General features: G+C 69.1%; 7 protein-coding genes. 6 read left to right on the top strand and 1 reads right to left on the bottom strand.

Features of this window, described 5'->3' with window-relative positions:
* Positions 1 to 167 precede the first annotated feature (167 nt).
* Genes ACSHT8_RS29065 through ACSHT8_RS29075 form a run of 3 tightly spaced genes read left to right on the top strand, consistent with a single transcriptional unit; the run spans position 168 to position 3,545 of the window.
* Positions 168 to 1,781: a hypothetical protein gene (locus ACSHT8_RS29065; protein WP_436494313.1), complete on the top strand. Its 1,614-nt coding sequence runs from the start codon at positions 168 to 170 to the stop codon at positions 1,779 to 1,781.
* Positions 1,782 to 1,801: 20 nt separating this feature from the next.
* Positions 1,802 to 2,476 carry a response regulator transcription factor gene (locus ACSHT8_RS29070; RefSeq protein ID WP_436494315.1) on the top strand — a complete coding sequence of 225 codons (675 nt, stop codon included), beginning with the start codon at positions 1,802 to 1,804 and terminating at the stop codon, positions 2,474 to 2,476.
* Positions 2,469 to 3,545 carry a sensor histidine kinase gene (locus ACSHT8_RS29075; RefSeq protein WP_436494317.1) on the top strand — a complete coding sequence of 359 codons (1,077 nt, stop codon included), beginning with the start codon at positions 2,469 to 2,471 and terminating at the stop codon, positions 3,543 to 3,545. The genes ACSHT8_RS29070 and ACSHT8_RS29075 overlap by 8 nt, the downstream gene beginning before the upstream one ends.
* 31 nt (positions 3,546 to 3,576) lie before the next feature.
* On the opposite strand, the gene ACSHT8_RS29080 is transcribed toward ACSHT8_RS29075, so the two are convergent.
* Complete coding sequence (locus ACSHT8_RS29080) at positions 3,577 to 4,209, bottom strand: peroxiredoxin (protein WP_436494319.1); 633 nt, start codon at positions 4,207 to 4,209, stop codon at positions 3,577 to 3,579.
* 238 nt (positions 4,210 to 4,447) lie between these two features.
* On the opposite strand from ACSHT8_RS29080, the gene ACSHT8_RS29085 reads away from it, so the two are divergent.
* From ACSHT8_RS29085 to ACSHT8_RS29095, 3 genes are all read left to right on the top strand, one after another.
* Positions 4,448 to 5,824 (top strand): LVIVD repeat-containing protein, encoded by a 1,377-nt coding sequence (locus ACSHT8_RS29085; protein WP_436494321.1) that lies wholly within the window; start codon positions 4,448 to 4,450, stop codon positions 5,822 to 5,824.
* Between the two features lie 192 nt (positions 5,825 to 6,016).
* The gene (locus ACSHT8_RS29090) at positions 6,017 to 8,836 is read left to right on the top strand and encodes a PQQ-dependent sugar dehydrogenase (protein ID WP_436494323.1); all 2,820 of its coding nucleotides are present in this window, start codon (positions 6,017 to 6,019) and stop codon (positions 8,834 to 8,836) included.
* Positions 8,833 to 10,911, top strand: coding sequence for a ThuA domain-containing protein (locus ACSHT8_RS29095; RefSeq protein ID WP_436494325.1), 2,079 nt, complete (start codon positions 8,833 to 8,835; stop codon positions 10,909 to 10,911). The genes ACSHT8_RS29090 and ACSHT8_RS29095 overlap by 4 nt, the downstream gene beginning before the upstream one ends.
* Positions 10,912 to 10,971 lie beyond the last annotated feature (60 nt).

The following is a 10,971-nucleotide window of genomic DNA, read 5'->3' on the forward strand; positions in this document are numbered from 1 at the left end:
TTATTTGATCGGAATTCGATCGGGTGTGATAGGTCTGCGGGTCCGCGCTCGCGGTCGCGAAGGTCATGCGGGGGCATTGATCGTGGAGCCGATCTGGCGAAGCTGCCGCCCGGTGTCGGCGATCCACCTAGTCTGTTCGGAACCGTGCCGACCAGGGGGAGGGGCTGATGGGCGTTCAGGATCCCGAGCCGTTGTATCGCAGGCTCACGTCCGGTGACGCGGGCCGGATCGCCGAGGTCGCGGACTTGTTGCGGGACGCGATCCGGCCGATCAAGGCGTCCACGTTGATCATCGAGCAGGGGGCGGGGGCCGCCGGTTCGGGTTGGCGGGGCAAGGCGGCGGAAGGCTTCGCCGTGCGGGCGAAGCAGCTCGGGACCCTCACCGAGTTGGCGCACCGGCGGCTGGGTGTCATCGCGGATTCGGTCGCTGGGGCGGCTGATGCCTATCGGCAGCTTGTGGACGCCGCCGATGTCGCCATCGGGCGGTGGCGGGCGGCGGAAACCGCCGACGAGGACGCGCGGGAGCGGTTGGCGGCCGACGTCAACCGGTCGATGGAGACGGCGCGGGCCGCCTACGAGGTCAAGCTCATGGGTGCGATCGGCGACGGGACCGTTGACGGGCCGAAGATCCCGCATGTCGGGGCGGACTCGCCGTGGGTGCCGCAGGGGATGGCCTATCGCAAGGACAAGGACCAACTGCTGACGGCCTACTACAACGGTGACGAGGACCAGACCGAGGACGGGCCGCAAAGCCGTCTCTCGATGATCGACAAATCCACCGGCGACGAGGAGAAGTACGTCGACCTGCGCGGCGTGTCGGACGACGACGCGCCCAACCATGTCGGTGGGGTCGCGACCGATGGGGACAATGTCTGGGTGACGTCCTCGTCGGGTGATGACAGCTACGTCTACCGGTACTCGGCGGCCGAGCTCGACGACGCCCAGACCGGGGAACCGTTTCGTGCCAAGGAAGTCATCAAGGTGCAGGGCTCCAGCTACGCCACCTTCGCCGAGAACAGGCTGTGGGTCGGGGACTTCACCAAGGACAAGGACGAGCCGGGCAAGCTCTACAGCTACCCGATCAAGGACGGGAAGCTTCCGTACACTGTGGAGGATGACGGAACCAAGGTCGCCCAACCGGATCTGGCTCCGCGCGTCACGCCCGGGCAGGTACAGGGTGTTGTCATCCGGCCCGACGAGATCATCTACAGCCAGTCCTACGGCCGGACCAAGGACAGCTACCTGCTGACCGAGAACCGCGACGACGGCGAGATCGTCAACAGCTACGAGCTGCCGAACATGTCCCAGGGGATCGTCGAGGTGGACGGGCAGATCGTCACCCTGTACGAGTCGGGGGCCAGCAAGTACCTTCCGCCGGACATCCTGCCCTGGCTGGGCGGCGCGGGCCTGGCCGCGTACCTCGCCCTGTTCGACCCGCGGGACGAGATGACGGTGACCGACGTCGACGAGGTCACCGGCGGCTACGAGACGGACGCGGCGTCGCTGCGTTCGGCGGCGGGCTCGTTCGACGACGCGACGGAGGCTCTCAAGGGTGCGGCCGATGTCGTCTCGGGGGTGCAGCTGGTCCCGCACGTGCTGGGTGACGTGGCCGCGGCCGACGCGTTCAGTGCCGCGATCACGCGGCTGGTCACCGATGTGGGGACGGATCTGCGGCAGGGCGTCGAAGTGGTCGCCGCCACCGCGGACGGGCTGTTCGCCACAGCCAAGAGCTACACCAACCTGGAGGACACGATCGGCCGCGGCTTCTCCGGGCTCCTGTGAAGGGACTTTAGGCTGCGGGTATGCGCGTGCTGATCGTGGAGGACGAGCCCTTTCTCGCCGAAGCTGTTCGCGACGGGCTCAGACTGGAAGCGATCGCCGCCGACATCGCCGGTGACGGTGACACCGCTCTGGAGCTGCTCAGCGTCAACCGCTATGACCTCGCGGTCCTCGATCGGGACATCCCCGGCCCCTCCGGCGACGAGATCGCCCGGCGGATCGTCGCCTCGGGCAGCGGCACGCCGATCCTCATGCTCACCGCCGCCGACCGGATCGACGACAAGGCCTCCGGGTTCGAGCTCGGCGCGGACGACTACCTGACCAAACCGTTCGACCTCCGGGAACTCGTGATGCGGCTGCGGGCGCTCGACCGCAGGCGCGCGCACCTGCGGCCTCCGGTGCGCGAGATCGCGGGCCTGCGGGTGGACCCGTTCCGCCGGGAGGTCTTCCGCGACGGCCGCTATGTCGCGCTCACCCGCAAGCAGTTCGCGGTGCTCGAAGTCCTCGTCGCCGCCGAAGGGGGAGTCGTCAGCGCCGAGGAGCTGCTGGGGCGGGCTTGGGACGAGAACGCCGACCCGTTCACCAACGCCGTCCGCATCACCGTTTCCGCGCTGCGCAAACGACTCGGTGAGCCCTGGCTCATCGCCACGGTGGCGGGCGTCGGCTACCGGATCGACACGGGCGACGCGCGTGCCTAGGCGCCCCGGGGTCAGCGTCCGGCTGAAACTCACCCTCAGCTACGCCGCGATCGTGCTGGTCACCGGCGCTGTGCTGCTGGCCGTGGCCTGGATCTACCTGCTGCGCTACGTGCCGGACAACGATCAGGGCCTGCTGGGGATCTCGCCCAACCGGTTCCTGCTCTCGCGTATCTTCGGCCGCGCCGCGGTGATCGCGCTCGTCTTGCTGCTCGTCTTCGGCCTCGTGGGGGGCTGGCTCCTGGCCGGTCGGATGCTCGCGCCACTGGGCCGGATCACCGACGCGGCCCGGATGGCCTCGACGGGATCGCTGTCGCACCGGATCCGGATGGCGGGCCGCGGCGACGAGTTCCGCGAACTGGCCGACGTGTTCGACTCCATGCTGGAGCAGCTCGAATCCCACGTCGCCGAACAGCGGCGGTTCGCCGCGAACGCCTCCCACGAACTGCGCACCCCGCTGGCGATCTCGCGGACACTGCTCGACGTCGCCCGCGAGGACCCGACCCGGGACCAGGGCGAACTCATCGAACGCCTCCACGCCGTCAACACGCGGGCGATCGACCTCACCGAGGCGCTCCTGCTGCTCAGCCGCAGCGACCGGGGCGGCTTCACCCGCGAGCCCGTCGACCTGTCCCTCATCGCCGAGGAAGCCACCGAAACGCTGCTGCCCCTGGCCGAACAGCGTGGGATCACGGTCGACGTCACGGGCGAGACGACGCAGACCGTCGGCTCAGCGGCGCTCATCCTGCGGATGGTGACGAACCTCGTCCAGAACGCGATCGTGCACAACATCCCGACAGGCGGCGCCGTGGCGATTCACACCGAAGCCCGGCCGGGGGCGAGTGTGCTGCGGGTCGAGAACACCGGCCACCGGCTCGCGCCGGAACTCGTGCCGACCCTCACCGAACCGTTCCAACGCGGAACCGAACGCGTCCGCACCGACGAACACGCGGGCGTCGGCCTCGGCCTGGCCATCGCGCACAGCATCGTCCGAGCGCACGCGGGGACCCTCGACCTCACGCCCCGCGCGGGCGGCGGTCTGGTCGTGACGGTTCGGCTTCCCGAACGGTGAGGCAGGGGTCGCCCCCTGCCTCACCGGTGACTCACGCCTCCGGCTGGGCCACGTAGCGCAGGTAGGGCTTGACCTCGTCGACGTCGCCGAACTTGGCCTTGGCGTCCTCGGTGGACACGGTCGGCGGGACGATGACGCGGTCGCCGTTGCGCCAGTCGACCGGGGTCGAGACGGCGGCGCGGTCGGTGAGCTGCAGGGCGTCGACGGCGCGCAGGATCTCGTCGAAGTTGCGGCCGACGCTCTTGGGGTAGGTGAGGGTCAGGCGGATCTTGTCGGCCGGGTCGATGATGAACACCGACCGCACCGAGGAGGTGTCGCCCTCGTTGGGGTGGATCATCCCGTAGAGCTCGGCGACCTTCTTGTCCGGGTCGGCGATGATCGGGTAGTCGACCGTGGTCTCGTTGACCTGGTCGATGTCCGGGATCCAGTTCTTGTGGTCGGCGACGGAGTCGACCGACAGCGCGATCGGCTTGGTGTCGCGGGCGGCCCACTCGGCCTTGAGCTGGGCGACGCGGCCGAGCTCGGTGGTGCACACCGGGGTGAAGTCGGCGGGGTGGCTGAACAGCACTGCCCAGGACCCGGCCTTCCAGGCGCGGAACCCGATCTCTCCGGCGGTCGAGTCGGCGGTGAAGTCGGGTGCGATGTCACCCAGTTGCAGGCCCACGAGCTGGCCCCCTTCTATTGTCCGGACATTTCGGCCGCCAGTTTAGGGCGATCGGCGTCCGGCGGCGGGGGCGTCCGCGATGTGGGAGAGCCCGGCCCGCCAGGCCGGCCAGGGGCAAACACTGAATGGGAATCTGGTGAAAGTTCTGTCGCGGTGACTCTGGGAACGGCAAGTGTGGATGGCAATACTGCCTGGAAGCACAAAATATCCGGGCTCGCCCTGGGAAGGGGTCCCCTGCATGACTACCACCCGGTCACGGCTGCTGTCCGTCGCCCTGCTCGTTCCCGCCGCCGCCCTCCTCGCGCCCGTCGCGGGAGCCGCGCCCGGGTTTCCGGGGGTCGACCAGGTCGTCACCAGCGCCAACGTCCGCCATGTGACCAACGTTCCGCCGACCGCGCCGCTGAACGGGCCGGGGCACACCGGCACCGACCTCGCCTTCACCGGTAACTACGCGATCGCCGGCGACTACGACGGGTTCACCATCTACGACATCGCCGACAAGGACCGGCCGGTGGTGGCGAGTCAGGTGCTGTGCCCCGGTTCGCAGAACGACGTCTCGGTGAGTGGGAACCTGCTGTTCCTGTCGACCGACTCGCGCCGCACCGACGACTCCTGCACGTCGGCCTCCTCCGGCAGCGGTACGCAGTACTGGGAGGGCATCAAGATCTTCGACATCAGCGACAAGGGCAACCCGCGCTACCTGAAGAGCGTGGAGACCGCCTGCGGCTCGCACACGCACACGCTGGTGCCGGACAAGACGGGTACGGCCGTCTACCTCTACGTCTCCTCGTACTCGCCGTCGACGTCGCTGTCGAAGTGCCAGCCGCCGCACGACAAGATCTCGATCGTCAAGGTGCCGCTGGCCAGCCCGACGACGGCCGCCGTGGTGGCCACCCCGGTGCTGTTCCCCGGCGGCGGCAACCCCGGCTCCAGCAAGGTCTCGGCGACGAGCGGCTGCCACGACATCACCGCCTACCCGTCGAAGGACCTCGCGGCGGGCGCGTGCATGGGTGACGGCGTGCTGCTCGACATCGCCGACCGGGAGCGGCCGCGGGTGATCCACCAGGTGCAGGACAACGTCAACTTCGCGTTCTGGCACTCGGCGACGTTCAACAACGCGGGCACCAAGGTCATCTTCACCGACGAACTCGGCGGCGGCGGCGCGGCCACCTGCAACAAGAAGACCGGCCCGACCCGCGGCGCCGACGGCATCTACGACATCACCGGCACCGGGGACGCGCGCAGGCTCGTGTTCCGCAGCTACTTCAAGATCTCCCGCTACCAGACGACCAGCGAGAACTGCGTCGCGCACAACGGCTCGCTGATTCCGGTCGCCGGCCGCGACATCATGGTGCAGGCGTGGTACCAGGGTGGCGCGCAGATCTGGGACTTCACCGACTCGGCGAACCCGGTCGAGATCGGCTTCTTCGAGCGCGGTCCGCTGCCGAACAACGGCTCGGGCGGATCGTGGTCGGCCTACTGGTACAACGGCCGCATCTACTCGTCCGACCTGGTCAAGGGCCTTGACGTGATCGACGTCAACGACCCGCGGACCGACCCGGCGAAGTCGGTGACGTTCACGGAGCTGAATGTGCAGACCCAGGGCACGTTCTAATATTTGATGATTCATCGAGACACCCCTCTGGCCGTTAGGCCAAAGGGGTGTCTCGCTTTCCGTGCGGGAAATATTGGGTGGCAGATAGCAGACTTTTGCTGGGCTTTCGGCATAAGTCGGTCGTAACATCCCGAAACGTGGCGGATATCTGACTCCCTGTCGTCAGATCCCCCCGTCTCGGAGAGGAAGCCCATGTCAACCCTGCGCCTCCGACTGACCCGGCTGCTCGTCGCGGCCGCACTCATAGTTCCCACAACCGTCGCGCTCTCCGCTGGCCCCGCAGCGGCACACGGCGTCGACCCGACCCAGTTCCAGCAGGTCACCCTCGCCAAGGGGGCGGCCGAGATGGGTGAGCCCATCTCCATGGCCGTGCTGCCGGACCGTTCGGTACTCCACACCTCCCGCGACGGCACGGTCCGGCTGACCGACGCGGCAGGCACCACCAAGGTCGCCGGGAAGCTGTCCGTCTACACCCACGACGAGGAAGGACTGCAAGGCGTCGGCGTCGATCCGGCCTTCGCCACGAACCGGTTCGTCTACCTGTTCTACGCACCGCCGCTTTCGACACCCACCGGGGACGCCCCCGCGACCGGCACGGACTTCTCCGCGTGGGTCGGCGTGAACCGCTTGTCCCGCTTCACCTTGAAGACCGACGGCACGCTCGACCTGGCCAGCGAGAAGAAGGTCCTCGACGTGCCCGCCGACCGCGGCATGTGCTGCCACGTCGGCGGCGACATCGACTTCGACGCGGCCGGGAACCTGTACCTGAGCACGGGTGACGACACCAACCCGTTCCAGTCCGACGGCTACAGCCCGATCGACGAGCGCACCAACCGCAACCCGGCGTTCGACGCGCAACGCACCTCGGCCAACACCAACGACCTGCGCGGCAAGGTGCTGCGGATCAAGGTCAACGCGGACGCGAGCTACAGCATCCCCTCGGGCAACCTGTTCCCGCAGGGCACCGCGAACACGCGTCCGGAGATCTACGCGATGGGCCTGCGCAATCCGTACCGCATGAGCGTGGACAAGGCGACGGGCGCGGTCTACCTCGGTGAGTACGGTCCCGACGCGGGTTCGTCCTCGGCGAGCCGCGGCCCCGCCGGGCAAGTCGAGTTCAACCGGCTCACCGCGCCTGCCAACCTCGGCTGGCCGTACTGCACCGGTTCGAACAGCGCCGCGGAGACCTACACCGAGTGGGACTTCGCCACCGCGACGGCGGGCGCCAAGTTCAACTGCGCGGGCGGTCCGACGAACAACTCCTTCCGCAACACCGGGGCGTCGACGCTGCCGCCCGCGAAGGCGGCGTGGATCCGCTACGGCGGGGACGCGGGCTCACCGCCTGAGTTCGGCTCCGGCTCGGAATCGCCCATGGGCGGCCAGGTCTACCGGTACGACTCGGCGTCGACCTCGGCGGTCAAGTTCCCCGCCGACCTCGACGGGCACTTCCTCGCCATGGAGTTCGGCCGCCGCTGGATCAAGACGGTGGACGTGCGGTCCGACGGCACCGCCGGGGAGATCGGAGCGTTCCCGTGGTCCGGGACCCAGATCATCGACAGCGCGTTCGGCCCCGACGGCGCGCTGTACGTCCTGGACTACGGCACCGGCTACTTCAGCGGTGACGCCAACTCGGCGCTGTACCGCATCGAGTACATCGGCGGCGGCAACCGCGCGCCGGTCGCTAACGCGACCGCGGACAAGACCTCGGGCAGGGCGCCGCTGGCCGTGGCGTTCTCGTCGGCGGGCAGCACCGACCCCGAGGGCGGCGGGCTCACCTACGCCTGGAACTTCGGCGACGGCACCTCGTCCACCGCGGCGAACCCATCGCACACGTACTCGGCCAACGGCCAGTACACCGCGACGCTGACGGTCCGCGACACCGCGGGCGCCACCGGCTCCGCGAGCCTGAAGATCACCGTCGGCAACACCGCGCCCGTGGTGAACCTGCTCCTCCCGGAGGAGGGCCAGCTGTTCTCCTTCGGTGACACCGTCCCGTTCCGGGTCACCGTCACCGACGCCGAGGACACCGCGATCGACTGCGCGAAGGTGAAGGTCACCTACGTGCTCGGCCACGACAGCCACGGCCACCAGATCAGCTCGGCCACCGGCTGCTCCGGGTCGATCGCCGTGCCCGCCGACGGCGAGCACGACAGCGCCGCAAACGTTTTCGCGGTGTTCGACGCCGAGTACACCGACCTGGGCGCGAACGGCCAGCCCGCGCTGACCACGCACACCCAGCACATCCTCCAGCCCAGGCACCGGCAGGCCGAGCACTACTTCTCCATGTCCGGCGTCGGCCTGTTCACCAAGACGCAGGCCGAAGGCGGTCGCACGGTCGGCGACATCCACAACGGCGACTGGATCGCGTTCAAGCCCTATCTGTTGAACAGCGCGACGTCGTTCGAGGCGCGGGTGTCCTCCGGCGGTGTCGGCGGCACGCTGTCGCTGCGGGCGGGTTCGCCCACCGGGCCGCTGCTGGGCTCGGCGACCGTGCCGGTGACCGGGGGCTGGGAGACGTTCACGACCGTGCGCGGCTCGGTCTCGGGCGCCCCTGCCAATGCCACCACCCTGTATCTGGTCTTCACGGGCGGTGCGGGCGCGCTGTTCGACGTCGACGCGTTCACCTTCGCCGGCCGCACCGGTCCCATCGTCGGCGCGGGCGGCAAGTGTGTCGACGTCAGCGGTGCCAACACCGCGGACGGCACGCAGCTGGTGCTCTACACCTGCAACGGCACGGCGGCCCAGCGCTGGACGGTGTCCGGCGACACCCTGCGGGCGTTCGGCAAGTGCATGGACGTGGCGGGCGGCGCGACCGCGAACGGCACGAAGGTGCAGCTGTGGACCTGCAACGGGACCGGCGCCCAGGTGTGGGCGGCCCAGTCGGACGGGACGCTGCGCAACCCGCAGTCCGGGCGGTGCCTCGACGCGACCGGCGCGGGCACGGCGGATGGCACGAGATTGATCATTTGGGATTGTCACGGCGGCACTAACCAGAAGTGGACCCTGCCATGAACAGCTTGAAGCGCCGCGTGTTCGGCGCCATGACCGCCGCGGCCACCGCCGCGGGCCTCCTCACCGCGGTGCCCGCGAGCGCCGCGGACACCGCCTACAAGGTGCTGGTGTTCTCCAAGACCGCCGGGTTCCGCCACGACGCGATCGCGGCGGGCACCCAGGCGGTGCGGGACCTCGGCGCGGCCAACAACTTCACCGTGACCGCGACCGAGAACGCCGCCGACTTCACCGCGTCGAACCTCGCCCAGTACCAGGCCGTGGTCTTCCTGCTGACCACCGGCGACGTGCTGGACGCGGGCCAGCAGACCGCGTTCGAGTCCTACATCAAGGGCGGTGGCGGCTATGTCGGGGTCCACTCCGCCGCCGACACCGAGTACGACTGGCCGTTCTACGGCGAGCTGGTGGGGGCGTACTTCGCCTCGCACCCGGCGATCCAGCAGGCCACCGTCAAGGTGGAGGACCGGGCCAACGCGGCCACCGCGCACCTCGCGCAGACTTGGCAGCGCACGGACGAGTGGTACAACTACAGGTCCAACGTCCGCTCGACCGCGCGCGTGCTGGCCACGCTCGACGAGTCGACCTACAGCGGCGGCTCCATGGGCGGCGACCATCCGCACGTCTGGTGCAAGCCCTACCAGGGCGGCCGGTCGTTCTACACCGGCGGCGGCCACACCCAGCAGTCCTATTCGGACACCGCGTTCCGCGCGCACCTGCTCGGCGGCATCCGCTACGCCGCGGGCAAGACCCGCGCGGACTGCAGGCCGGAGAACGGCTACACCGCGCTCTACAGCGGGTCCACAACCGGCTGGTCGCAGGCCGGTCCGGGCAGCTTCACCAACACCAACGCGACGCTGACGTCGACCGGCGGAATGGGCCTGTACTGGTACTCGGCGAAGGAGTTCCAGGGGTACTCGCTCAAACTGGACTGGAAGCTGGCTGGTGACGACAACTCCGGCGTGTTCGTGGGCTTCCCGGCGAGCAGCGACCCGATGTCGGCGGTGAACAACGGCTACGAGATCCAGATCGACGCCACCGACGCGCCGGAGAAGACGACCGGCGCGGTCTACGGGTTCAAGTCCGCCGACATCGCCGCCCGTGACGGCGCGCTGAACCCGCCGGGGGAGTGGAACACCTACGAGCTCCTGGTCGAGGGGGAGCGCCTGCAGGTGTTCCTCAACGGGGTGAAGATCAACGATTTCACCAACACCGACCCGGCGCGGTCGCTGCGGCAGGGCCACATCGGTCTGCAGAACCACGGGACCGGCGACGACGCGTCGTTCCGCAACGTCCGGATCAAGGAACTGGGCACGGGCACCGGCACGCGCCAGGCCGAGAACTGGTCGTCGGCGAGCGGTGTGCAGACCTACCAGCACGCCAACGCGCACGGCGGGACGGTGCTCGGGTTCGTCGACCCGGGAGACTGGGCCGCCTACAACGGCGTCGACCTGACCGGCGTCACGGGCATCACCGCCCGGGTCGCCGGGGTCGGCTCGACCGGTGGCTTCGACGTGCGCGTCGGGTCGCCGACCGGGACGAAGCTCGGCTCGGTCGCGGTGACGCCGACCGGCGGCTGGGAGACCTACGCCGACGTGTCCGCGGGGCTGAGTTCGGTGCCGACGGGTCCGCAGAACCTGTACCTGGTGTTCACCGGCTCCCAGTTCGATGTGGACGACTTCACGCTCACGTCGAGCCCAGGGGTCGGACCGATCGTCGGGGGCAGCGGCAAGTGCGCCGACCCCAGCGGCGGCGGCTCGGCCGACGGCACCCAGCTGGTGCTGTGGACATGCAACGGCGCGGCCAGTCAGCGCTGGACGGTGTCCGGCGGCACGCTGCGGTCGCTGGGCAAGTGCATGGACGTGGCCGGTGGCGCGACCGCGAACGGCACGAAGGTGCAGCTCTGGACGTGCAACGGGACCGGCGCGCAGGTGTGGGCGGCGCAGTCGAACGGGACGCTGCGCAACCCGCAGTCCGGGCGGTGTCTCGACGCGTCCGGCGCGGGCACGGCGGACGGCACCAGGCTGATCATCTGGGACTGCCACAGTGGGACCAATCAGCGCTGGACGCTTCCTGCCTAGCAACACGATGGCCTAAATACGTCAGACCTATGGCTTGTGTCACACGTTACGTGCTGGCAA

The sequence above is a fragment of the Actinokineospora sp. HUAS TT18 genome, assembly GCF_051364635.1.
GTDB lineage: Bacteria > Actinomycetota > Actinomycetes > Mycobacteriales > Pseudonocardiaceae > Actinokineospora.